The sequence below is a fragment of the Lentzea waywayandensis genome, from assembly GCF_900115955.1.
Lineage (GTDB): Bacteria > Actinomycetota > Actinomycetes > Mycobacteriales > Pseudonocardiaceae > Lentzea > Lentzea waywayandensis.
Window position 1 is genome coordinate 464,035 of the sequence record NZ_FOYL01000005.1, and the last position, 22,260, is coordinate 486,294.

Sequence of the window (22,260 nt, forward strand, 5' to 3'; positions counted from 1 at the left end):
GGGAAGGTCGCTCTACTCATGCGTGTTTCGTTGCGTGCTGCCATCTCGGTGGCACTGCTCGTAGGTTTCTACGTCCTCGCCTTCGGGTTGATCGGCGGCCTGCTCGCACTGGAGACCTACGCCCTGATCGAGCGGCCGCTGGTGGGTGTGAAGCTGGCACTGTTCGTCGTGCCGGCGGTGTACGCGCTGGTCAAGGGCCTGATCTCGCTGGAGCGCCGCGCGCGTGACGAGGTGCCCGGCATCCTCGTCACGCCCGAGGAGCAGCCCGCGCTCTGGGACCTCGTCCGCCGCCTGGCCGCCGACGCGGGCACCTGTCCGCCGGACGAGATCCGGATCCTCGCCGCGGTGAACGCCGGCGTCGCCGAGGACACCCGTTTCCTGGGCCTGCACGTGCTCAGGCGCAGGATGTTCATCGGTGCACCCTTGCTCACCTCCTTGACAGAGAAGCAACTCATCGCCGTGCTCGCCCACGAGCTCGGGCACTACGCCAACAAGGACACGCGACTCGACGGCCTCGTCGTCTCAGGCCGCGAAGCCGTGCTGCGCGCCGGTTCCCGCATGAACGCCGAGAAGTGGTTCCAGCGCATGATCGCCAAGCTGTTCCGCGGCTACGCCAAGCTGTACCTCCTTGTCTCGCAGGCGATCAGCCGCCGCCAGGAGTTCGCCGCCGACCGCCTCGCCGCCACCCTGGCCGGTTCGTCCGCCGCCGCGTCCGCACTGCGCGAACTGCCGGTGATCGACGCCGCCTGGAACCTCTTCACCGACCGCCACCTGACCGTCGCGTGGGAACTCGGCTACCTGCCCACGACGTTCTTCGACGGCTTCGCCCGCCTGCGCACCTCCCCCGAACTCCACGAGGAACTGGAGGAGATCCGCCAGCACCCGCACGACCCGGACCGCGGCCCGTACGACTCACACCCACCGCTGCGGGCCCGCATCGCCGCGATCGAGTCGCTCGGCCTCGAACCCGAGTCGGGCTGGGGCGACCGCCCAGCTCTGGAACTGCTCACCGACCCGATGCCGTTGCTGGACGCCGCAGTGCTCAGCACCCTGGTGTCCGACGCCGCCGAGAAGGAACGCGTCGACTGGGCCACGCTCGGCCACATCGGCGCCCGAGCCCGCGTCGTGCGCGGCACCAAGCGGCTGCTGGAGACGTCAGCGGTGAAGATGAACCAGCGCCCGTCGCTGACCACAGTGCTCGACGCGCTGGACGCGGGCCATCTCGCCGACCTCGGCTCTCACCTGCCAGGCAACTCGGGCGCCGGCGCCCGAGCCCGCCGCGAGATGGCCCGCGGCGAAGTGCTGCCCGAGCTGTCCGCGTTGGTGGCACTGGCCTTCTCCGACGCGGGCCTCGCCCGCTGGGATCTCGACTGGCTGGGACGGACCACGTTCGTCACCTCCTCTCACGACTTCGACATGGCCGAACACCTGGACGCCGCGGTCGCCGACCACGGCAGCACCGAAGGCCTGCGCGCCGCGCTGGCGGTAGCCGGTGTGGCCCCCGACTACCGCCCCGCGCACTGAACGTTCAGGAGAAATCCCGTGGTGCTCTCACTTCTCTTCAAGCCCAAGGAACTCATCACCGTCATCCGCCTCATGCGCGAGGCGAAGCGCCTGGGCGTGGAGATCGACGAACTCCCCACCGACGTGGTGGCTTCCTACGTCCTGCCCAAGACCCACCCCGAGCGCTACGGCCTCGTCCCCGACGCCGAGGTGACGACCACGTCGCCGATCGAGGACCTGGCCCTCGCCGCGGTGAAGGACGACGTCCGCGCCGGCAACTGGGAGAACGCCGCCGACCTGGTCACCGCCACCCACGGCGACTGGGACCGCCGCCAGCGCGTGGTGTGGGCCCTGGCCGACCTCGCCGCCAAGGACGACACCTGGATGGACGCCTGGCAGACCGCCCGCCCGGGCGACCCGCACTGGATCGTGGTGCACGCGATGTCGCTGGTGGCCCTGGCCTGGGACATCCGCGGCAGCGCCACCTCCTCCGAGACCACTCGCGAACAGTTCGAGGGCTTCCACCGCGTCCTGTTCGAGGCACGCGAGGCCGCCGGCATCGCAGCCGCCGTACTGCCGGACGACCCGACGCCGTGGAACACGATGCTGACGCTCGCCCGCGGCCTGCAGGTGGACCACGACGAGTTCCGCGCGATCTGGGCGGAACTGATGTCGCGCGATCCCTTGCACCACAACGGACACGCGCAGGCCCTGCAGTACTGGTGCCGCAAGTGGCACGGCTCCGACGAGGAGGCCCTGGCGTTCGCCCTGGAGGCGGCGGCCAAGTCGCCCAAGTTCCTGTCTCTCCCGATGCGCGCCGCTTACGAGGCGGAGAGCACCTCGCCGGACATGTGGAAGTCGCCTGCGGTCGTGGGTTCCCTGGACGCGCTGCTGGCTCGGCTCGCGGACGAGGGTGCCGACACTTATGCGCTTCGGGATGACCGCGGGTATGCGATCTACGCCTTGCTTGAGCTGCAACGGTTCGAGGAAGCCGTGGGGCAGTTCCGGGCTTTGGGGGCTGCGGCGGACGCGGGGCCTTGGGACTACTTCTCGGAGCCTCGATTGAAGTTCCTCGGCTTGCGGGGGGTCGCGGTCAAGGCCGTGGCCAAGGGCAAGGGAGTCAAGGCTCCGGTTCGGTAGGGATGGCTCGGTCCTTTCGTTGGAGTGGCTGGGGGTTCGGGCCGGGTCTAGCCTGGGTTCGGGCGTGATCGGGGTTGTTGGCCGGCGCTCGCGGGGGTGGAGCCGTGCCTTGCGGTTCGCCGACTGACTGGCGAACGGGTCTGCGGATCCGCGGGTCTGCGGATCCGCGCGTGACGATCAGGCTTGCCAGCCGGGTTGCGGGGCAGCGTTGCGGAGCCGCGTTGCGAAGCCGCGTTGCGGAAACGGGTTGCGGAAACGGGTTGCGAGGCCGCGTTCGGAAGCCGGTTGCGGAATCGCGTTCGGAAGCCGGGTTGCGAGGCCGCGTTCGGTGGCCGGGTTGCGGAACCGCGTTCGGAGGCCGCGTTGCGAGGCCGCGTTCGGAGGCCGCATTGCGGAGCCACGTTCGGAGGCCGGGTTGTGGGGATGGCTGGTGGCCGCCGCCGGCAACGTTGATGCGGATCGGGTTGGTGGGTGGGTGGGTAACCGCCGGTCGGCTGGCTGATGGCCGACCAGGCGGGTTGGCGACTGTCCGGGCGGGTTGGCGACCTGGGCGCGAACAGGTAGCGCAGCGCGCCGCCGTGGCTTGGGCGGGCCCGGATGCCTTGTGGGCGTGCGGGTCAGCCGACTGGCAGTGGGGTTCGGGCTTGCGGGACCGAGGGTGGGCGGCGGTCCATCACGGCCAGTTCCAGTTGGCGGGCCGGGGAGTCGCCCAGCAGTGTGCGGGCCAGGGTGGTGCCCTTGCGTGGGGCCAGGGCCAGTTCGGCTCGCAGGGCTTGGATGCCCACGTAGTGCGCCACCTCGTCGAGGATGGCCCTGGTGTCCGGGATCGAGCGGGTGCGGCGGATCGCGTCCACGGCGGCGCGTTCCAGGGGTGCCACGTGGAAGCCTCTGCGTAGTGCGGGTTTGGGGAGGCGGTCCGTGCGTTCCAGGTGCAGGGTGGCGTGGCCCCAGGCTCTGGAGTGGCGTGGGGCCAGGACGTGGATCGCGTCCGCCGTCGGGAGGACGGATCTCATGCCGTGCAGGTAGAGGGCGTCGAACGCGGTGAGCATCGCGCCCTCGCCCGCGTAGAGGAGGGCCGCCTGCACCAGTTGTTCGCGGGACGGGCCTGCCCTGGACAGCAGGAAGATGCTCGGGAACAGGCGTTGCCAGGGGCCGCCCGGGCGGGAGCGTTGGTCGATCAGGGACGAGGACAGTCCTATGTGGATCAGGGCTGCGACCGGGGCTACTCGGTGGACGAAGAGAGTGCCCAGGGCTTCCAGGTCGATGGGGTGGCGCATGGGTCAATGGTGCGCCGGGGGTGGCTCCGGGAACCTGGGGTGAAGGGAACCTGTGGACAACTTCGAGGTTGTGGACAAGTCGCGATCACTCGGGCTTCGGTTCGAACTCAGCTGTCCTTTCTGGACTTTCGCGCAGCAGTGAGGCTGGGCGGACGGCCAGTGAGCCGAAGCGGGAACGGGCCTGGTCAGCGGCTTGCTCGGCTTCTCGCCAGCCGCGTTCCGGGGCGTCGAAGATCAGTTGCTGGGCGGAGTCTGCGTTGTCAAGACCCTCTATTCGGACGCCGATCAGGCGGACCGCGCCGGGCGGGGTCTGGGTGTCCAGCAGCTCGGTGGCGATCCGGTAGACCTCCTGGGTCACGTCGGTCGCCACCGGCAGCGTGCGCGAGCGGGTGATCGTCGTGAAGTCGGAGAAGCGGACTTTGATCGACACGGTGCGGCCGAGCAGACCCTTGGCGCGCAACGAACCTGTCGAACGTTCCGAGAGACGCAGCAGTTCGCGGCGCAGCAGAGCGCGGTCCGTGACGTCGACCTCGAAGGTCTCCTCGGCGCCGATCGACTTCTCCCGCGACACCGGCACCACCGCGCGCTCGTCGACCCCGGCGGCCAACGCGTACAAATGCTCCGCCAGCGCCACGCCGATCTTGCGGCGCAGGCGCGGGAGAGGCATCGCGGCGACGTCGGCGACGGTCGCGAGGCCCAGTTCTTCCAGGCGCGCGGCGGTTTTCGCGCCGACGCCCCACAGCGCGGAGACCGGCAACGGGTGCAGGAACTCGAGCGAAGCAGAGGCAGGCACGACCATCATGCCGTCGGGCTTGCACATGCCCGACGCGAGCTTCGCGAGGAACTTCGTCGAGGCGACACCGACAGAACAACTCACGCCGTGGTCAGCGAACACGCGAGACCTGATCAGCTCCCCCACGCCACCGGGTGTCAGGCCGAGCCGGCGAAGCGCACCGCCGACGTCGAGAAACGCCTCGTCCAAGGACAACGGCTCCACCAGCGGCGTGATGTCGCGGAAGATCGCCATGACCCCGCGCGAGACCTCCTGGTAGATGTCGAACTGCGGCGGCAGGTACACGGCATGAGGCGCCAAACGGCGAGCATGTGCGGTGGGCATCGCGGAACGCACACCGTATTCACGCGCGAGGTAGTTGGCGGAACACACGACACCTCGCCCGCCGACACCACCGACCACGACGGGCACGGACGCGAGCTCAGGGCGTTCGCGGATCTCCACCGACGCGTAGAAGGCGTCCATGTCGACGTGCAACATCCGACAGCCCGTGTCGTCAGGCCAGACGCCGTCACGCGCACGGAACCGGTCGACCAGGCCGCGTGGCAGGTTCGCACTGCGACCCATGAACACCCCTCTCGAACGTCAGTTCGAGGCGAATCCTACAGTTTGTACACGCGCGCCGCGTTCTCCGACGCGATGAGCCGGGCGATCCGATGAGCGTCCTCCTCGGCAAGAGCGTCGCGCCGCAGTCCATCGGCCAGAAAGTCCGACAACGCGTGCCGGAACAGCAACGCGCCGAGGTAGTACAACTCGGGCAGAGCGAACGCGTCGGACGAGAACAGGAACTTCCCGTACGGCACGATCTCCAGCGCCTCCGCGAACACGCGCGACGCCTGATGCCCCAGTCCGTGCGTCGCCAGCCCGAGGTCGCAGAACACGTGCGGGAACACTTGCGCGAGGTACCCGGCCTGTCGATGGAACGGGTAGTTGTGCAGCAGCAACACCGGCACGCCCAGCCCCGCGGTCGCGCGCAGGAACGGCGTCAGCAACGACGGATCGCAGCGGTGCAGATCGATGTCCGAGTCGCCATAGCCGACGTGGAACTGCAACGGCAGCCCGGCGTCCAACGCCTCCCACACCAGCCACGTGATCACCACCGGGTCCTCCAGCCGGCCCGTCGACCACGCCGAAACCGCCCGCTCCACGTCGGCGTCGGCGGGCCGCACGCCCGAAAGCCCCAGCCCGATCCGGTAGGCTGCAACGGACTTCGCCCCCACCGCCGAAGAAGACGCGAGCCGGGACCGAACGGCCACCAGGAACTCCGAGGGCGACACCGAAGGCCTCAAAGACTCCGCCAGTGTCTCCAGCCGCACGATCTCGTGCGCGACACCTCCGCCCAGCCCGGCCAGTTCGGCGGCCGACAACAACCGCTCCGGCTGGAACCCGCCGTCCACCAGGAACGTGTGGATCCCGGACGCCATCAGGAACGTCCGCGACACCTCGGCGATGTGCAGCGAGTTCCGCCGTTCGAGGTACTCCTCGGCCGACGCGTGCCGAGGCAGGTCCAGCAACGGGGCACACCACCTCCGCACGGCGAACCCGATCGCCGAGTCGAAGAACGACCCACCCAGCGGAGAGACCGCATCGGCCTCCAGCAACAGCGACTCGAACTCCGGGCGCGTGCTGTCGACCCGCAGCACACCGTGGCAGTGGTGATCTATCAGCCCGAGTTCGGCGACGAACGGCAAGATGCCCATAACCTTAGGATCGTGGACTCTGCGGAACGGGACCAGCGGTTCGATCAGGCAACGGAACTCTTCGACGGGCTCAACGCGAGGAACGTGAGCGTCGTGGCGCTCACCTGGGTCGACAACAGCGGCATCACCCGCACCAAGTCCGTTCCCCTGCGCAGGCTCGCCCACGCGGCGGCGCACGGCGTGGGCGCGTCACCGGTGTTCGACGTGTTCCTGTTCGACGACTGGATCATCCAGGGCCGGTTCGCCGGCGGACCGGTCGGCGACCTGCGCCTGCACCCCGACCTCGACCGCCTCACGGTGCTGGCGGGTCAGCCGGGCTGGGCCTGGGCGCCCGCCGACCGCCACTTCCAGAGCGGCGTCCCCTACCCGATGGACCAGCGCCTGCAGGCCCGCAAGGCCGTTCAGAACCTCGCCGCCCAAGGCCTCACCGCCCAGGCTGGCTTCGAGATCGAGTGGTGCGTCGGCAAGACCGGCACCGACGACTGGGCCCCCGCGACCAGCGGATCGGCGTACGGCCACGCCCGCCAGGTCGAGCTGTCCGACTACTGCGTCGACCTCCTCAACGCCCTGGACGCGCAGGACGTCGAGGTCCTCCAGTTCCACCCCGAGTACGCCGCCGGTCAGTTCGAGGTCTCCACCGCGCCGGAAGGCCTGGTGGCGGCGGCCGACACGGCCGTGCTGGTCAAGGAGACCATCCGTGCCGTCACGATCCGGCACGGCATGCGCCCGTCGTTCTCCCCCAAGGTCGTCAACGGCGGCGTCGGCAACGGCGGCCACCTGCACCTGAGCCTGTGGCGCGACGGCACGAACCTCTTCGACGGCTTCCAGGACGAGGCCAGGCAGTTCAGCGCGGGCGTCCTGAGCCACCTCCGCGCGTTGTGCGCGATTGGCTGTCCCTCTCTCGCGAGCTACCTCAGGCTCGTACCGAACACGTGGGCGGCACCGTTCGTGGCGTGGGGCGAGGAGAACCGCGAAACGGCTCTGCGCCTGATCCGGGACAACCTCGAGATCAAGTGCTTCGACCTGACCGCGAACCCGTACCTGGTCGTCGCGGGCGTGATCGCGGCCGGCCTGGACGGCATCGCGACCGAGGCCGTGCTCCCGGACGGCCTCAACGTCGACCCCGCGCTGCTCGGTGACGTCCAGCGGCTGCCCACGTCGTTGAAGGAGGCCGTCGACGAGTTCGAGAAGGACACCGTGCTCACCGAGGCGTTCGGCCTGGAGCTGGCGGGCACGATCGCCGACGTGCGGCGCGGCGAGATGGAGCGGTACAAGGACGCCAGCCCGCAGGGCATCGCCAACGTCACTCGCTGGCGCTATTGAGCTCCTTGCGCAGCCGCGAGAGCGCCCGGTGCTGGGCCACCCGCACCGCGCCGGGCGTCGAACCGACCGCCTCGGCCGTCTCCTCCGCCGACAACCCCACCATCACGCGCAGCACGACGATCTCGCGCTGCTTCTCGGGCAGCACGCGCAGAAGCGTCGCCATCTGTTCGGAGAGCTCCCCCTGCATCGCCCGCTGCTCGGGTCCTGCCGCCGTGTCCATGGACTCCGGCAGTTCGGGCACCGCCTCGGCGCGGTTGCGCGAGAAGCTGCGGAACGAGTCCGCCACCTTGTGCGCCGCGATCCCGTAGACGAACGCCAGGAACGGACGTCCCTGATCGCGGTACGACGGCAGCGAGGTCAGCACGGCCAGGCACACGTCCTGTGCAACGTCGTCCGCCGACGCGAACGATCCAACGCGCGCACGGCAGTACCTGACGACCAACGGCCGGATGGTGCCGAGCAGCCGTTCGATGGCGGCGCGATCGCCGGCGACAGCGCGCGCAACGTGGTCGTCGGCCTTCTCGGGCCGACTCGAGTAGTACGACGGCGCGGGCGCGTCTACCGGCTCTTTCTCGCCCACGGCAGTTCGTCCCACCAGTGCGTCGACCACGCCGGGGGAAGCGGAGACCGGCCCACCGACGGAAGAGCCCTTGACGGCTTCCGCGGGCACCTTGCGGTGCAGGCCGGGTGTGAACTCCACGCAGATCACCGTTCCTCTTCTGGACGCCGGCGCACCGCGAGACGCGCCCGCCGGATCCGTCCTTCGACCGCGCGCGGGGTGAGTCGCACCAACTCGGCGATCTCCGCATGCGAATAGCCCTGGTCATGAAGGAAGAGCAACCGCCTGCCGTCCTCGCTCAGCGTCGCGAACGCGGCGTTCGCGGCCTGCTGTTCGATGACCGCGTCCTCAGGAGTTCCCTCGGCCACGACGTTTTCGAGCGAGGCCAGGGTGTCCACGAGCCGTACGTCCTGCCAGCCGTGCGCCTGCGTCTGCCAGCGCCGGTAGACGTTCGGGAACGCGAGCACGCACGCGTTGACGAAGTACTCGTTCAACGGCTGTCCGCGCTCGACCTCCCACTCCCTGCCGAGCAAGCCCCGGTCGCGGAAGTAGACGAACCCCTCGTAGACCGCGTCGCTCGCCAGTTCCTCGGCCTCCTGCAGCGAGATCTCCTGCTGGTGCAGGTAGCGACCGTGCCGCCCGCAGCGGGAGAACATGGCCCCCGACCGCACGAGCTTGGTAACGATCATGAGGCCGTACTCGAGAAGCTGGCGGTGGAACTGGTCCCAGCGCGGCCCGGAAAGCCCTGACTCGCGGAAGTGCTGCACGAGCACCCCGTCGATGCGCAGCCGGTCGGCGGCAAGCGCTGAGTCCGAACTTCCCATGCCCCCTGGTCCCTATGTCGGTGTCTTCCTGCCCTCTAGGTATGTCGTTTGGGTGCGTCCACCCCACGCACTCGCCACGAATCGTCACAAATGCAAACGAATGTCACCCGATCGGGACAGCCAATGCGGCGATTTCCTTGCGAAGGCGACCAAGCGCGCGGTGCTGGGCAACCCGCACGGCACCCGGCGTCGATCCCACGGCCTCCGCGGTCTCCTCCGCGGACAGCCCCACCACGACGCGCAGCACGAGAATCTCGCGCTGCTTGTCCGGCAGGAGGTGCAGCAGTCGCCCCAGGGTGCCGTTCAGCTCGTCGCGGAGGACGAACTCCTCCGGTCCGGCGCCTCGCACCTCCTGATCGGGCACCTCGGCCACCGGCTCCGCACGGTTACGAGCCAGAGCCCGATGCGCGTCGGCGACTTTGTGCGCGGCGATGCCGTAGACGAACGCGAGGAACGGCCGGCCCTGCTCCCGATAGTTCGGAAGGGCCGTCAGCACGGCCAGGCAGACCTCCTGCGCAACGTCGTCCGCAGTTGTCGCGGAACGTCCTACACGCGCGCGACAGTACTTCACCACCAGCGGTCGCAGGTAGCGAAGTAGCTGGTCAGTGGCCCTGCGCTCGCCTTGCACGGCCAGGCTCACCAGTTCTGCGGATAAAGCCGAACTCTCCATCCGAAGCGTCCCCTCGTCGACGTCCCGTGGAGGAGACGTGCGACGCGTCACTCCTTATGCGGAAAGTAGGGAGAAACTTCAAACGTCACCCGTTTGCAGCAACGAAGAGCGGTTGGTAATAGGCGTGGAGTGACCACTCCCCGTAATCGAAACCCGCGCGTTCAGCCAATTCAGTGATTTCGTGACGGGTAATCGCCCAATACCGTGCCTTGCTCACCACAACGCGCCACGAGTCGGCTTCGTGCAGCTGGAACATCTCCAGTTCGTACTGGTCGCCGTCCCAATGCCAGAGCTGGAACCACACGACCCGCCCCGGCCCGACGGACGGAGGAGTCGACAACGGCCGTTCGCCGCGGATCGCGTCGTAGTCGCGCGTCGAGAGGACGAGCCGGCCACCGGGACGGAGCACGCGCCGCATCTCTCGCAACGCCGCCAGCACGTCCTCGACGGTCAGCAGGTGCGGCAGCGCGTTGTCCGCGGCCAGCACGACGTCGAACGAGGAATCGGCGAACGGCAGTGAGCGCATGTCGGCGGCGAACGCGGGCAGCGTGACGCCACGCGCAGAGGCCTCCACAACGGCCCGAGAAGCCGCCTTGGGGCTTAGATCGGTGCCCACGACCTCATAGCCGCGCAGAGCCAGTCCGATCGCCTGCGTGCCGATGCCGCACGCACAGTCGAGAACGCGCGCGCCCTTCGGGATGAACTCCGCGAGCTGCGACGCCTGCCGGGCCATCGACGCGTCCCAGTCCGGGAACATCAGGTCGTACGTCCCTGCCAGTCCGTCGTAGAAGGCACCGGTCAAATCAGCTCCTCGACCCCCACGGACGTCCTCAGCTTGGCCAGCGCACGGTGCTGTGCCACCCGCACGGCCCCCGGCGTCGAACCGGTCGCCTCGGCCGTCTCCTCCGCCGTCAGCCCCACCACCACGCGCAGCAGCAAGATCTCGCGCTGCTTGTCCGGCAGCCCGCGCAGCAGCTGGCCCAGCCGCACCGAGAGCGACCCGAGCAGCGCGTTCTCCTCGGGGTCGACGGTCAGCGACGGCCCGTCCGGCACCTCGGCGACGGGCTCGGAGCGGTTGCGCGCCGAGACCCGATGCGCGTCCGCGACCTTGTGCGCGGCGATGCCGTACACGAACGCCAGGAACGGTCTTCCCTGCTCACGGTAGGCGGGCAGAGCCGTCAGCACCGCCAGGCAGACTTCCTGCGCCACGTCGTCAGCCGACGCGTACGCCCTTTCATTGCGACCGACGCGCGCACGGCAGTACCGCGCCACGAGTGGTCGCACGGAGGCCAGCAGCCGTTCGACGGCATGCCGGTCACCCGCTACGGCCTCGTTGACCAATGAGGCCAGCAGGTCGGAACTTTCCATCGCGTTGGTCCCTACGTCGGCGGCGGAGCCATTATCTTTCGCCGCCGCCTTGTTTGGGACCACTCATCAGGGTCATAAAAGTCCCGAATGCAATGCCGGGTGAAAGGTCACAGTCAGACGGTTCGGCGGGCGAGCACGTGCAGCCGGGCGGCGACGTCCCGGAGCGGGGACCGCGTGGCCGCGGCCAGTTCCAGCTCGGCGAGCGCGTCGGCGGCACCCGGATTCGCGTCCAGCACCACACCGGGCACGAGATCGGAGACGATGCCATGTCCTTGCAGGAGCTCGACAGAAAGCCCCGCCTCGAGAACCAGTTTCTCAAGACCCGGGACGTCGAACCGGCGCTGCAACGGGTCACGCGTGCCCGCGAGCTGACCGGCGTCGTCGTCCAGCAACCTTCGCGCGTCGACGATACGGCCGGCGATCGCGCGGTGCAGGATCGCCGCGAACCGGTTCGCGACCAGCACCGACACCGCGCCGCCCGGTGCCACGGCGGCGGCCAGCGAGGCGAGCGCGGCCGGTGCGTCGTCGACGACCTCCAGCACCCCGTGCGCCAGCACCAGATCGGCCTCACCAGCGGGAACACCCAACGAGTCCGTGTCGCCCTGGACCGCGTTGATCGTCACACCGGCCTCGCGCGCACGGGTGTTCAACGTGGCCAAAGCGTTCGGCGAAGGCTCCACGACCGTGACCGCGCATCCCGCTGCGGCTAGGCGCACGGCCCAGACACCGCTGCCGCCTCCGACGTCGAGCACACGCGGTGGTTCTCCACCCCTGCGCTCGCGTGCGGCGGCCAATTCGGCGTCGAGCACCCTCTGTACGGCGTCCGGTCGCATGTCCAACAGAGTAGGAGACCCTAGAGTAGGTCTGTGCATACGGTGTCCGTGCTCAGCCTCAAGGGAGGCGTCGGCAAGACGACGGTGGTGCTCGGCCTGGCCTCTGCCGCCCTGCGCCGTGGCGTCCGCACGCTCGTGATCGATCTCGATCCGCAGTGCAACGCCACGTCGACGCTGGAGCCCGAGGAGTCCAAGGCCAGCATCTACGACGTCCTGCAAGATCCCTCCGAGGAGAACGTCGAGCAGGCGATCCGCCCGAGCAGGTGGGGCGACGGCATCGACGTGTTGTCCGGATCCGAGGACGCCGAGCTGCTCAACCACCCGGATCCGAACGAGTCTCGGTTGCATCGTCTGAAAGACGCGTTGCGCACGTTGCGCGACATGTACGACGAGTTCCCGTACCAGCTCGTGCTGCTGGACTGCCCGCCGTCGCTGGGCCAGCTGACCCGGTCGGCGCTGGTGGCGGCCGACCGCGCGCTGCTGGTCACCGAACCGACGATGTTCGCGGTCGCAGGCGTGCAGCGGGCGTTCGAGGCGGTGCAGAACGAGCGGGAGAGCAACAACGCCGACCTGCAGCCGTTGGGCGTCGTGGTGAACCGCGTGCGGCCGCGCTCGCACGAGCACCAGTTCCGCATCGAGGAGCTACGCGACATCTTCGGCCCGTTGGTGATGCCGGTGGCGTTGCCGGACCGTCTCGCCGTGCAGCAGGCACAGGGCGCGTGCATGCCGATCCACGAGTGGGGCACGCCGGGCGCGCGTGAGGTGGCGCTGGCGTTCAACCTGCTGCTCGCCCGCATCCAGCGCATCTCGCGGAGCCGGCGCCGGGCCGTGCACCACGACTTCGACGACGACGAGATCCAGGAAGCGGTGGATGCCTGAGGGGGACACCGTCTTCCTGGCCGGCCATCGCCTGCACGAGGCACTGGCCGGGAAGACGCTGCGGCGCGGCGAGCTGCGCCACCCCCGCCTGTCAACGCTGGAGCTGACCGGGCTGGACGTGCTCGGCGTGCGGACGTACGGCAAGCACATGTTCACCCGGTTCTCCGACGGCAACAGCCTGCGCAGCCACTTCCGCATGGACGGCGCGTGGCACCTCTACCGGCCAGGCGAGCGCTGGCGCCGTCCCGCGCACCAGGCCCGCGCGGTGTTCGAGGTGGACGACCGGCAGGCCATCGGATTCGCGCTGCACGACATGGAGTTCGTGCCGACCTCGGACGAGGATCGGCTCATCTCACATCTCGGACCTGATCTTCTGGCAGATGAGTTCGACGCCGCTGAGGCCGTTCAGCGGTTGACCGCCGATCCTTCCCGGCCAGTCGGGCTCGCATTGTTGGACCAGCGGATCATGGCCGGCGTCGGCAATCTCTACCGAGCGGAAGTCTGTTTCCTGTTGGGCGTTCTCCCGACGGCTCCGGTGTCATCTGTGGACGCCTCACGTGCGGTTGCGCTGTCACGCAAGCTCTTGCAGGCCAACCAGTGGCGGCCAGAACAGATCACCACCGGCGACCGGCGCGTTCAGCACTACGTTTACGAGCGGACCGGCAAACCCTGTTTGCGTTGCGGCACAAGAGTCCGATCGGACGAGATCGACGCAAGATTTGTGTACTTCTGCCCAAAATGCCAGTCGGATTGAACCGCGACGCACTCCCGGCCGTGTCCCCCTGCATGGCGGTAAATCTGGATGCGCTGCGCCCCGGCTTCACCGACGACCCCTATGCCGTGCTGAAGAGCCTGCGCGACGCGGGCCCCGTGCACCGGGTCGAGACCTTCGGCGTGCCGATGTGGCTCGTGACCCGCTACGCCGACGTGCGCGCCGCGTTGGACAACCCGCTGCTGTCCTCACACGGTTCGGCGCTCACCGAACCCCTGCGCGGTCATCCGCACTTCGCGTCGTGGTGGTTCGGCGATCTGTCCGAGCACATGATGAACAGCGACGAGCCTGATCACACCCGCCTGCGCCGCGCGGTGTCGAGCCAGCTCACGCCCCGCCGCATCGCCGCGCTGCGTCCCCGGATCGAGCAGGTGGCCGCGCAACTGGCCGACGGCTTCGCCGACTCGGGACGCTGCGACCTGATCGCGGACTTCGCGGCGCCGCTGCCGATCACCGTGATCATGGAACTGCTCGGCGTTCCCGCCGTCGACCAGGAGAACTTCCGCTACTGGGCGGACGTGGTCACCGGGCTGGCGGACGGTGACGCGTCCTCGGCCCGTGAGGAGACCTCCGGCTACCTGCGCGACCTCGTGACGCACAAGCGGACGTCCGGCGACGACGACCTGATCGGCGGCCTGGCCCGCGCGACCGGCGAGTCCGCACTGTCCGACAGCGAACTGGCCTCGCTGGCGTTCCTGCTGCTCGTGGCGGGCTACACGACCGCCGTCGACCTCGTCGGCAACGGCGCGCTGGCGTTGCTGCGCAACCCCGAGCAGCTCGAACTGCTGCAACGCTCGTCGTCCCTGCTGCCGGGCGCCGTCGAGGAGTTCCTGCGGTTCGACGGCCCGACCTCGCACCTGCTGCGGTTCGCCACGCAGCCGCTGACGATCGGCGGCGCGCAGATCCCGGCGGGCGACGTCGTGCTGCTCTCGCTGGCCTCGGCCGAGCACGACCAGAACCGCTACCCGCGGGCCGACCAGCTCAACATCGAACGGGCCGACCGCCAGCACCTGGCGTTCGGGCACGGCATCCACTTCTGCCTGGGCGCGCCGCTGGCCCGGCTGGAGGGCGAGGTGGCGTTCCGGACGCTGCTGGAGCGCTGCGCCGGGCTGGCACTGGACACCTCGCAGCCGCTGGGGTGGCGGGTGTCGCTGGGGAGCCGCGGGTTGCGGGGGCTGCCGATCACGTTCCGGACGAAGCCGCGGATGCCGCTGGACGAGCAGGCGACGATCAAGGTGCCCAAGCCGATGTGACGGCGCGCAGCCGCTCCAGCTCACGCCGGGCCTCGTCGAGGTGACCCGCGTCCATCAGCCGCAGGAAGTGGTGGCCGACCCCGGACGGCATCGGCAACAGCGTCCGGAAGTCGCGCCAGAGCTCCTTCGCCACCGGTTCCTGTGCCGCGGACAGCCCGGCGTGCAGGTCGAAGTACCCGGACGCCTCCAGCGTCTCGGCCCAGGTGTCGATCTCGTCCGCCTCCGGCTCGCCGGACCAGGCCGACTTCGGCTCGAGGCGCCTGACCATGTTCTCGACCGAGTTGCCGACTGCCACGCCGACAGCCAGCGTCACGTCGTAGTAGGGCCTGTCAGGCCGCCACAGCGCGATGAACGCCTCTTGTGTGGTCGCACCGCCTGCGAGCAGAGCGCGCGCCTCGTCCGTGAGATCCCCCATGCCTCAATGATGCCCAGCGGGCGTAACGGCGTGGCTGGAAGTCGGCAACCATTAGCGTGAGTCAGCCGATGACAGCCCCACGACATCCACCACCGCCGTCTCCCACTCGCGCGGCACGTGCGTTCGAGGAGATCTACGAGGCCGAGTTCGACGTGGTCACGTCGTACTTCGCGCGGCGCACCGCGGACCCGCAGACGGCCGCCGACCTGACCGCGGACACGTTCGTCGCGGCCATCACGTCGTTCGCGACGTTCGACCGCAGCCGGGGCACGGCGCGAGGCTGGGTTCTCGGCATCGCACGGCGCGTGTTCGCACAGCACTGCGAGGCCGTCACACGCGGCCGGGACGTGGTCGCGCGCATCCACGGACGGCGCGTGCTCGACACCGACGAGATCGCCGACCTGGTCACGCGCATCGACGCGGAACGGGAAGGCCGTGAGCTCATCGCCGCGATGGCGGCGCTCAGTCCCGCCGACCGCGAGGTGATCGAGCTCGTCGATCTGGTCGGCATGACACCGAAGGACGCGGCGAAGGTGCTGGGCATGTCGTCCGGCGCGCTGCGGATCAGGCTCTTCCGGGCGCGCGGCAAGGTCCGCGACCTGGCACCGAACGGGGGACAGCGATGACGACGTTCAAGGACAACCTGCTCGACGACCTGATGCGGGAGCACGGTCAGACGGTCGAAGAGGCACCAGAACAGCACAGGAGGTCCGCACGGCCGTTGCTGGTGGCCGCCGGTGCGCTTGCCATCGCCGGTGCGGCGACCGTCGCGGTCACGAGCAACAGCAGCGAGGCCTACGCGGTCACCAAGAACGCCGACGGCAGCGTCACGGTCACCATCCGGGACATCAAAGGCGTCGACGCGGCCAACGCGAAACTGCGCGAGTACGGCATCGGCGCGAAGGCCGTGCCGATGTCACGGGACTGCGCGGACCTGGACGAGACCAAGATGGACCTCCTCGGCGGCTACGTGTCTCCCCGCATCTCGGACGACGGCTCGGTCACGATGAGCCCCGGCGACATCCCGGACGGGTACTCGGTGCTGCTCGGCGTCTCGAACCTGCCGAACCGCAACACCGGGCTGAGCTTCACGGGCCCGATCCGCGTCCCCGTGCCGGACTGCCTCGCGGAGGTCGGGAACTAGAGGGCCGCGCGCCCACCCTGAGCTGGCGTTATAGGGTGGGCGCGTGGTGTACAAGCAGGTGGTTCGCAGGGCGTTGTTCAACATGCACGGCGGCGACGCGGAGCGGGTCCACGAGACCACGCTGAACGTCATGGCCAAGCTCAGCCCGGTGGCGAAGTTCGCCCGCAACCAGAACAACCCGCGCACCGTCTTCGGTGTCCGCTTCCCGAACCCGGTGGGTCTCGCGGCGGGCCTGGACAAGGACGGGCGGGCGCTGCCGGCGTGGGCCGCGCTGGGGTTCGGGTTCGTCGAGGTCGGCACGGTCACGTGGCACGCGCAGCCGGGCAACCCGAAGCCGCGCCTGTTCCGGCTCCGCGAGGACGAGGCGATCATCAACCGGATGGGCTTCAACAACGCGGGTGCGCAAGCGCTTGCCGCGAAGCTCGACAGGACGCCGCTGAAGGCGCCGCTGGGCATCAGCCTCGGCAAGTCCAAGATCACGCCGGTCGAGGACGCCGTCCAGGACTACCTGAACTCGCTGAACGCCCTGAAGGACCACGGCGACTACTACGCGATCAACGTGAGTTCGCCGAACACGCCCGGTCTGCGCAGCCTTCAGGACAAGGGCGCGCTCACCGAACTCGTCCAGACGCTCACGCGGGCCACGGACAAGCCGATGCTCGTCAAGATCGCGCCGGACCTCACCGAGGACGCCATCGCCGAGGTCATCCAGGTGTGCGTCGACAACGGCATCAAGGGCCTCATCGCCACGAACACCACGCTGAGCCGTGAGGGCCTCACGAGTGCTCACCAGAGCGAGACCGGCGGCCTGAGCGGCAGGCCGCTCACCCGGCGCGCGAACGACGTGGTCCGGTTCATCACGAAGAACAGCGACCTGCCGGTCATCGGCGTCGGCGGCATCGCGACCGCCGACGACGCCAAGCGCATGATCGACGCCGGCGCGAGCCTCGTGCAGATCTACACCGGGTTCATCTACGAGGGCCCTGGGCTCGTGTCGAGGATCAACCGGGCACTGAGGTGAGCGTGCGCTCGACGTGTTCCCAGCGGCCGACCGGACGGTAGCCGCGCAGCACGGTGAACAGCGAGCGCAGCACCGCCACGAAGTCCACGAACACGATCACCATCAGCAGCGGGTAGGCCAACGGCGCCAAGGCGAGCAACGGAACCTTGGCGCGCAACGGTTCGGTCAGATCGCCGACGACCGTGAACACCGCCACGCCCGTGTAAACCGCGCACAGCAAGAGAATGCCGGTGAACCAGCCCGTCTGGAACGTCGCGGTGACGACGACGTAGATGAACACCGGCTCGAACAGCACCAGCACCTCCCCCGCCGCCGTGTACGGCAGGTGCACCCACGAGAGAAGACGCGTGCACGACTTCCCGAAGAAGAGCGAGCGGTGCTTGCAGAACGCCTGCAACCGTCCGAACTTCCACCGGAACCGTTGCCGCAGAAGACCTTTGAGCGACGGCACGGCCTGGGTGTACGCGATCGCGTCGGCCGCGAAGATGATGCGCCAGTCGAAGTTTCCCCGCACGGACAGGATCTTCATCGAGAAGTCGATGTCCTCGGTCATGGTGTCGGTGTCGAAGTACCCGCACGCACGCACGATCGACGTCCGGAACATCGAACCGACACCGCCGATGACGTACTCGCAGTTGAACACCGTGTAGCCCTGTTTGAGCCGGTGCACCACCGCGTACTCCAGTCGCTGCACCCAGCCCAGCACACCGCGTTGGTCGGCGATCTTCACGTTCGCCGCCGCCGCGAGCACCATCGGGTCGGCGAAGTGCGCGACCATCTTCGAGATGGCGGTGCGGGACAACGTCGAGTCGGCGTCGAGCACCATCACGAGGCCGTCGCCGACGAGGTGCATGCCGGTGTTGATCGCCGCCGCTTTGCCCGTGTTCTCTTGCGAGACAACGTGAACGCGTGAACCGAAGTGCCGCAACGCGGCCACCGTGCCGTCGACAGAGCCGTCGTCGACCACGATCACCGACACGTCCCCGTAGTCACTGTCCAAAACGGACTGCACAGCGCGGGCGACGCACAGCTCCTCGTTGTACGCCGGGATTACGACCCATACCGTTGGCGTGTAAGGCAACGGACGTGAGCGGTGCAGCGACAGGTCGTAAAGATCAGCCGCCACCAGAACGACGCACACGCGGACGACACCGATCATCGCCAGCGGAACCATGAGCCACGCGAGCGACGTCATCGGCGATGGCGCAGCAGTCGGATGCGGGTCGCGGCCAAGCTGCCCGCGATGATCGCGCAGGCCATGAACAGCACCACGAAGTACGCGGCGACCATGGTGAAACTCCCTCCCTGGACCGGAAACTGGATCGGTCCGAAGTGGAGGGACGAAAACCACACGAAGGTGTGGTGGCTAGTTACGGCGCGCAGCCCTGAGCCAGCGCATCACCGGGTGCAGGATCACGACGAGCAGCGAACCCCAGACCATGCCGCCCATCTCCAGGTCGCCGATCCCGATGGTCAGGTCACCGACACCGGCCACCAGCGCGGCGCCACCGACCATCGCGTTGACCGGGCTGGCCAGGTCGACGCCGCGGTCCATCCAGATCCGCACGCCGATCAGCACGATCAGGCCGTAGAGCACCAGCGTGCAGCCGCCGAGCACGCCCGGCGGGATGGTCCCGAACAGCGCGATGGCCTTCGGGGAGAACGCCAGCAGCGTCGCGAACACACCGGCGAACGCGAACGCAGCCGTCGTGTACACGCGGGTCACGGCCATCACGCCGATGTTCTCGGAGTACGTCGTCGTCCCGGCGCCACCGCCCAGACCGGACAACGCGGTCGACAGGCCGTTCGCGATGATCGCGTCGCCCGCGCTGCCGTCGAGGTTGCGGCCGGTCAGCGCCGCGACCGCCTTCACGTGCCCGACGACCTCGGCCACCAGCACGATCACCACGGGCAGCATCAGCAGCACGACGGACGGCCGCAGCTCCGGCTGGTACAGCTTCGGCAGGCCCACCCACGCCGCGTCGCGCAGCGCGGCGATCCGCTCGGACGACACGGCGCCGAACGCCAGGCCGCCCATCCAGATCGCCACGAGGCCGATCAGGACCGAGAACCGGAACACCAGGCCGCGGCCCAGCACACCGGCCAGCAGGATCACGGCGGTGGTCAGGGCGGCGACGAGGGGCTGCTCGGCGAAGTTCGAGGTGGCCTGGTGCGAGAGGTTCAGGCCGATGATGATCACGACGGCGCCGGTGACGACCGGCGGCATGACCGACTCCAGCAGCCGAACGCCGAGCGCCTTGACCGCGATGCCGACGACGATCACCAGCAGGCCCGCGGCGACGACGCCGCCGAGCTGCGCGGAAATGCCCTGTTCACGCGCGGCCACCAGCGGCGCCACGAAGGCGAAGGACGAGCCGAGGTAGCTCGGGACGCGGTTCTTGGTGATCACCAGGAACAGCAGCGTGCCCAGGCCGGAGAACAGCAGGGTGGTGGCGACGGGCAGACCGGTGGCGGTGGGAACGATCACCGTCGCGCCGAACATGGCGACCAGGTGCTGCACTCCGAACCCGATGGTGAGCGGCCAGCTCACCCTCTCCTGGGGTGCGACGGTTTCACTGTCGGTGATCCGACCGTCCCCGTGCACGGTCCACAACGCCAACGCACTGCCTCCCGGCAATTCAGCCGGACTTCCCGCAGACCGGCCCCGGAATCCTGCCACGCCATGTAGCGGCTACGGCTAGATAACGGTCCGATAATCACACGATTGCCCTAAAGATCTCCAGAGAGAACCGCCGAATAGGCGCACGCGATTACAGAGAGTCACATTCAGTACGCTGAATAGCCTGAGACATCACGCATCGCGGACGCGAGACCGGCCATGTGGTCCGTGGCGTCGTCCAGCACCTCGCCCGGATTCTGGAACTGCGTGCTCGCCGCCAGGGCCTTGCCCGCCTCGGCCACCAACGCACAGTAGCGGTCCACGCCGTCCGCCAGTTGCATCCTGAGCACCCGCACGCCCTCGACCAACGGCGCCCGCTCCAGCGGCGGCGCGGTGTCACGAGCGCGTTCGACGGCCTGGAGCTGCGCGGAGACCGCGCGGATCGCCGAGGAGGCCTCCTGGGCGGTCTGCCGGGCGTGCTGGACGGACTCGGTCGGCATCGACGTGAGCGCGGGCGAGTCGAGCTGCACGAGCAGCTGGGTCATCGCGTCCTCGGCGCCGTGCAGCTTCTCCATCGGCAGGCGCGCGGACGAGATGTGCGCGGGCAGCGGCGGCCGGGGCGGTGGCGGCGGCGACAACGCGAGCCGTTGCCGGGCGGCCCCGAGCTCGCGCAGCTTGAACCCGCTGCGCACGGCGAGCACGACGGGCACCGCCGCGCCGATCGAGCCGGTGACGGCGGCCCACGTGCCGAGCACGCCGGTGAAGCCCAGCACCGCGAGGGTGCCGAGCATCGAGATGACGATCAGCCAGAACGTCAGCACGGCGTTGGTGCGCTTGCGCTTGCGTTCGAGCTTGGCGCGCGGGTCGTTCCACTTCTGCATGCGGTAGCGCGCCTGCTCGGCCAGCGGGTGGCCCTGAAGCGACGCACCCAACTCGTTGACGACCTTGCGGACGATCTCGTTGTTGGGACGGTTTCTCCAGGGCTCCATGATCACCTGCTGGCTCCTTCTGTCCCGCTCAGTTCTGAGCCGGCGGGACCTGCTGCTGCGTGGTCTTCTGCTCCTGCTGGACGCGCTGCGCGATCTCGGCCTGGATCTGCGCGGCCGCGCTGTTGCCCGCCGTCACCTGGGCCGGCGTGTTCGCCTGGCCACCGTGCATGGACGCGCGGATCTGCTCGAGACGCGACGAACCGGCCATCTGGGTGGTCGAGGCCTGCACCTCGAGCATCCGGCCCTGCACCGAGTTCTGGGCGAGCTCGGCGGACCCGATCGCGGTCGCGTAGCGCTTCTCGATCTTGTCGCGAACCTCTTCCAGCGACGGCACGTTGCCCGGCGCGGCGAGTTCGCTCATCTGGGTCAGCGACGCGGAGACCTGCTCCTGCATCTTGGCCTGCTCCAGCTGGCTGAGGAGCTTGGTGCGCTCGGCCAGCTTCTGCTGCAACATCATCGAGTTGCGCTCGACCGCCTGCTTGGCCTGCGCGGCGGCCTGCAGCGACTGATCGTGCAGCGTCTTGAGGTCCTCGATGCCCTGCTCGGCGGTGACGAGCTGGGTGGCGAAGCTCTGCGCCGCGTTCTCGAACTGCGTCGCCTTCTGCTCGTCGCCCTTGGAGCGCGCCTCGTCGGCGAGCACGAGGGCCTGACGGGCGGAGGCCTGCAGCTTCTCGACGTCGCCCAGCTGGCGGTTCAGCTTCATCTCCAGCTGGCGCTGGTTGCCGATGACGGCCGCAGCCTGCTGAGAGAGGGCCTGGTGCTGCCGCTGCGCCTCCTCGATGGCCTGCTGGATCTGCACCTTCGGGTCAGCGTGCTCGTCGATCTTCGACGAGAACGACGCCATCAGGTACTTCCAGAACTTCACGAACGGACTGGCCATCTCCTACGCCTGCCTTCTCGGTGCCGGTGTTGGATCCATCGTCTCAATTGTGCGTCGGCGTATCCACCGACACGGGGAGATATCCGGGAACACCCTGACCCACCCCGGGACTTAGGAGTACACGCCTGACGACGTGCCAATCCTGCCCTCACCCGCGCCCCAGGACGCGGTGACCCAGCGTGCTGATGCCAAGCCGTTGCCTGCCGTTCAACGCGCTGCCGTCGTTGTCAGTTGAACGTCCGAAGACGCAATCTTGTTGCAGACCGTCACGTGGCGGGGGCCACAGTCGGTGACATG

23 protein-coding genes are annotated in these 22,260 nt (G+C 68.8%); 9 read left to right on the plus strand and 14 right to left on the minus strand.

What is annotated here, in order from left to right; translation table 11 throughout:
* Positions 1-18: 18 nt before the first annotated feature.
* Entirely contained in the window at positions 19-1,524 is a 1,506-nt protein-coding gene (locus tag BM417_RS22305) for a M48 family metalloprotease (RefSeq protein WP_093597481.1), read from the plus strand.
* 18 nt (positions 1,525-1,542) lie between these two features.
* Positions 1,543-2,643 (plus strand): hypothetical protein, encoded by a 1,101-nt coding sequence (locus tag BM417_RS22310; protein ID WP_093597484.1) that lies wholly within the window; start codon positions 1,543-1,545, stop codon positions 2,641-2,643.
* A 617-nt stretch (positions 2,644-3,260) separates the two neighbouring features.
* On the opposite strand, the gene BM417_RS22315 is transcribed toward BM417_RS22310, so the two are convergent.
* From BM417_RS22315 to BM417_RS22325, 3 genes are all read right to left on the minus strand, one after another.
* Entirely contained in the window at positions 3,261-3,920 is a 660-nt protein-coding gene (locus tag BM417_RS22315; RefSeq protein ID WP_093597487.1) for a hypothetical protein, read from the minus strand.
* 85 nt (positions 3,921-4,005) lie between these two features.
* Positions 4,006-5,280 carry a DNA polymerase IV gene (locus tag BM417_RS22320; protein WP_093598050.1) on the minus strand — a complete coding sequence of 425 codons (1,275 nt, stop codon included), beginning with the start codon at positions 5,278-5,280 and terminating at the stop codon, positions 4,006-4,008.
* Positions 5,281-5,315: 35 nt separating this feature from the next.
* Entirely contained in the window at positions 5,316-6,413 is a 1,098-nt protein-coding gene (locus tag BM417_RS22325; protein WP_093597489.1) for an amidohydrolase family protein, read from the minus strand.
* A gap of 12 nt (positions 6,414-6,425) precedes the next feature.
* On the opposite strand from BM417_RS22325, the gene BM417_RS22330 reads away from it, so the two are divergent.
* Positions 6,426-7,736, plus strand: a complete 1,311-nt coding sequence (locus BM417_RS22330; protein WP_093597492.1) for a type I glutamate--ammonia ligase — start codon at positions 6,426-6,428, stop codon at positions 7,734-7,736.
* Here the strand turns inward: BM417_RS22330 and shbA are convergent.
* The 6 genes from shbA to BM417_RS22360 form a co-directional block, all read right to left on the minus strand.
* Positions 7,717-8,208, minus strand: coding sequence for an RNA polymerase sigma factor ShbA (gene shbA / locus BM417_RS22335; RefSeq protein ID WP_407656169.1), 492 nt, complete (start codon positions 8,206-8,208; stop codon positions 7,717-7,719). The genes BM417_RS22330 and shbA overlap by 20 nt on opposite strands.
* Positions 8,209-8,441: 233 nt before the next feature.
* Positions 8,442-9,119, minus strand: a complete 678-nt coding sequence (locus BM417_RS22340) for a sigma factor-like helix-turn-helix DNA-binding protein (RefSeq protein ID WP_093597495.1) — start codon at positions 9,117-9,119, stop codon at positions 8,442-8,444.
* 103 nt (positions 9,120-9,222) lie between these two features.
* Entirely contained in the window at positions 9,223-9,789 is a 567-nt protein-coding gene (locus BM417_RS22345) for a sigma-70 family RNA polymerase sigma factor (RefSeq protein ID WP_093597498.1), read from the minus strand.
* 85 nt (positions 9,790-9,874) lie between these two features.
* On the minus strand, positions 9,875-10,591 hold the full coding sequence (locus BM417_RS22350) for a class I SAM-dependent methyltransferase (RefSeq protein ID WP_218164519.1): 717 nt from the start codon (positions 10,589-10,591) through the stop codon (positions 9,875-9,877).
* Complete coding sequence (locus tag BM417_RS22355; RefSeq protein ID WP_093597501.1) at positions 10,588-11,157, minus strand: sigma-70 family RNA polymerase sigma factor; 570 nt, start codon at positions 11,155-11,157, stop codon at positions 10,588-10,590. Before BM417_RS22355 ends, BM417_RS22350 begins: the two co-directional genes overlap by 4 nt.
* A gap of 113 nt (positions 11,158-11,270) precedes the next feature.
* Complete coding sequence (locus BM417_RS22360; protein ID WP_093597504.1) at positions 11,271-11,990, minus strand: class I SAM-dependent methyltransferase; 720 nt, start codon at positions 11,988-11,990, stop codon at positions 11,271-11,273.
* Between the two features lie 33 nt (positions 11,991-12,023).
* Here BM417_RS22360 and BM417_RS22365 point away from each other — a divergent pair, with 33 nt between their 5' ends.
* From BM417_RS22365 to BM417_RS22375, 3 genes are read left to right on the plus strand one after another with little or no spacing between them, the layout of a single operon-like run.
* Positions 12,024-12,869, plus strand: coding sequence for a ParA family protein (locus BM417_RS22365; protein WP_030479497.1), 846 nt, complete (start codon positions 12,024-12,026; stop codon positions 12,867-12,869).
* Positions 12,862-13,623: an Fpg/Nei family DNA glycosylase gene (locus BM417_RS22370; protein WP_093597507.1), complete on the plus strand. Its 762-nt coding sequence runs from the start codon at positions 12,862-12,864 to the stop codon at positions 13,621-13,623. The genes BM417_RS22365 and BM417_RS22370 overlap by 8 nt, the downstream gene beginning before the upstream one ends.
* Before the next feature lie 32 nt (positions 13,624-13,655).
* Positions 13,656-14,894 (plus strand): cytochrome P450 family protein, encoded by a 1,239-nt coding sequence (locus BM417_RS22375; protein ID WP_177320535.1) that lies wholly within the window; start codon positions 13,656-13,658, stop codon positions 14,892-14,894.
* On the opposite strand, the gene BM417_RS22380 is transcribed toward BM417_RS22375, so the two are convergent.
* Complete coding sequence (locus BM417_RS22380) at positions 14,872-15,309, minus strand: hypothetical protein (protein WP_093597513.1); 438 nt, start codon at positions 15,307-15,309, stop codon at positions 14,872-14,874. The two genes, BM417_RS22375 and BM417_RS22380, sit on opposite strands and share 23 nt — an antisense overlap.
* Before the next feature lie 68 nt (positions 15,310-15,377).
* Here BM417_RS22380 and BM417_RS22385 point away from each other — a divergent pair, with 68 nt between their 5' ends.
* Genes BM417_RS22385 through BM417_RS22395 form a run of 3 tightly spaced genes read left to right on the plus strand, consistent with a single transcriptional unit; the run spans position 15,378 to position 17,474 of the window.
* The gene (locus BM417_RS22385; RefSeq protein ID WP_093597516.1) at positions 15,378-15,935 is read left to right on the plus strand and encodes an RNA polymerase sigma factor; all 558 of its coding nucleotides are present in this window, start codon (positions 15,378-15,380) and stop codon (positions 15,933-15,935) included.
* Positions 15,932-16,453 (plus strand): hypothetical protein, encoded by a 522-nt coding sequence (locus BM417_RS22390; RefSeq protein WP_093597519.1) that lies wholly within the window; start codon positions 15,932-15,934, stop codon positions 16,451-16,453. The genes BM417_RS22385 and BM417_RS22390 overlap by 4 nt, the downstream gene beginning before the upstream one ends.
* A gap of 43 nt (positions 16,454-16,496) precedes the next feature.
* The gene (locus BM417_RS22395; RefSeq protein WP_093597522.1) at positions 16,497-17,474 is read left to right on the plus strand and encodes a quinone-dependent dihydroorotate dehydrogenase; all 978 of its coding nucleotides are present in this window, start codon (positions 16,497-16,499) and stop codon (positions 17,472-17,474) included.
* Here the strand turns inward: BM417_RS22395 and BM417_RS22400 are convergent.
* From BM417_RS22400 to BM417_RS22415, 4 genes are all read right to left on the minus strand, one after another.
* Positions 17,455-18,669 carry a glycosyltransferase gene (locus BM417_RS22400; protein WP_093597525.1) on the minus strand — a complete coding sequence of 405 codons (1,215 nt, stop codon included), beginning with the start codon at positions 18,667-18,669 and terminating at the stop codon, positions 17,455-17,457. The two genes, BM417_RS22395 and BM417_RS22400, sit on opposite strands and share 20 nt — an antisense overlap.
* A 171-nt stretch (positions 18,670-18,840) precedes the next feature.
* Positions 18,841-20,025 carry a uracil-xanthine permease family protein gene (locus BM417_RS22405; RefSeq protein WP_322788980.1) on the minus strand — a complete coding sequence of 395 codons (1,185 nt, stop codon included), beginning with the start codon at positions 20,023-20,025 and terminating at the stop codon, positions 18,841-18,843.
* A 236-nt stretch (positions 20,026-20,261) separates the two neighbouring features.
* A complete protein-coding gene (gene pspM / locus BM417_RS22410; protein WP_093598059.1) occupies positions 20,262-21,083 on the minus strand; it encodes a phage shock envelope stress response protein PspM in 822 nt (273 codons plus the stop codon).
* Positions 21,084-21,111: 28 nt separating this feature from the next.
* Positions 21,112-21,963, minus strand: coding sequence for a PspA/IM30 family protein (locus BM417_RS22415; protein ID WP_093597530.1), 852 nt, complete (start codon positions 21,961-21,963; stop codon positions 21,112-21,114).
* Positions 21,964-22,260: the final 297 nt, after the last annotated feature.

What these genes read in the sequence shown, in the direction of transcription:
- BM417_RS22305 (WP_093597481.1), top strand. Translation starts at nt 19, where the DNA reads ATGCGTGTTTCGTTGCGTGCTGCCATCTCGGTGGCACTGCTCGTAGGT.
- BM417_RS22315 (WP_093597487.1), bottom strand. Translation starts at nt 3,920, where the DNA reads ATGCGCCACCCCATCGACCTGGAAGCCCTGGGCACTCTCTTCGTCCAC.
- BM417_RS22320 (WP_093598050.1), bottom strand. Translation starts at nt 5,280, where the DNA reads ATGGGTCGCAGTGCGAACCTGCCACGCGGCCTGGTCGACCGGTTCCGT.
- BM417_RS22325 (WP_093597489.1), bottom strand. Translation starts at nt 6,413, where the DNA reads ATGGGCATCTTGCCGTTCGTCGCCGAACTCGGGCTGATAGATCACCAC.
- BM417_RS22340 (WP_093597495.1), bottom strand. Translation starts at nt 9,119, where the DNA reads ATGGGAAGTTCGGACTCAGCGCTTGCCGCCGACCGGCTGCGCATCGAC.
- BM417_RS22345 (WP_093597498.1), bottom strand. Translation starts at nt 9,789, where the DNA reads ATGGAGAGTTCGGCTTTATCCGCAGAACTGGTGAGCCTGGCCGTGCAA.
- BM417_RS22355 (WP_093597501.1), bottom strand. Translation starts at nt 11,157, where the DNA reads ATGGAAAGTTCCGACCTGCTGGCCTCATTGGTCAACGAGGCCGTAGCG.
- BM417_RS22360 (WP_093597504.1), bottom strand. Translation starts at nt 11,990, where the DNA reads ATGCGACCGGACGCCGTACAGAGGGTGCTCGACGCCGAATTGGCCGCC.
- BM417_RS22370 (WP_093597507.1), top strand. Translation starts at nt 12,862, where the DNA reads ATGCCTGAGGGGGACACCGTCTTCCTGGCCGGCCATCGCCTGCACGAG.
- BM417_RS22375 (WP_177320535.1), top strand. Translation starts at nt 13,656, where the DNA reads ATGGCGGTAAATCTGGATGCGCTGCGCCCCGGCTTCACCGACGACCCC.
- BM417_RS22380 (WP_093597513.1), bottom strand. Translation starts at nt 15,309, where the DNA reads ATGGGGGATCTCACGGACGAGGCGCGCGCTCTGCTCGCAGGCGGTGCG.
- BM417_RS22385 (WP_093597516.1), top strand. Translation starts at nt 15,378, where the DNA reads ATGACAGCCCCACGACATCCACCACCGCCGTCTCCCACTCGCGCGGCA.
- BM417_RS22390 (WP_093597519.1), top strand. Translation starts at nt 15,932, where the DNA reads ATGACGACGTTCAAGGACAACCTGCTCGACGACCTGATGCGGGAGCAC.
- BM417_RS22400 (WP_093597525.1), bottom strand. Translation starts at nt 18,669, where the DNA reads ATGACGTCGCTCGCGTGGCTCATGGTTCCGCTGGCGATGATCGGTGTC.
- pspM (WP_093598059.1), bottom strand. Translation starts at nt 21,083, where the DNA reads ATGGAGCCCTGGAGAAACCGTCCCAACAACGAGATCGTCCGCAAGGTC.
- BM417_RS22415 (WP_093597530.1), bottom strand. Translation starts at nt 21,963, where the DNA reads ATGGCCAGTCCGTTCGTGAAGTTCTGGAAGTACCTGATGGCGTCGTTC.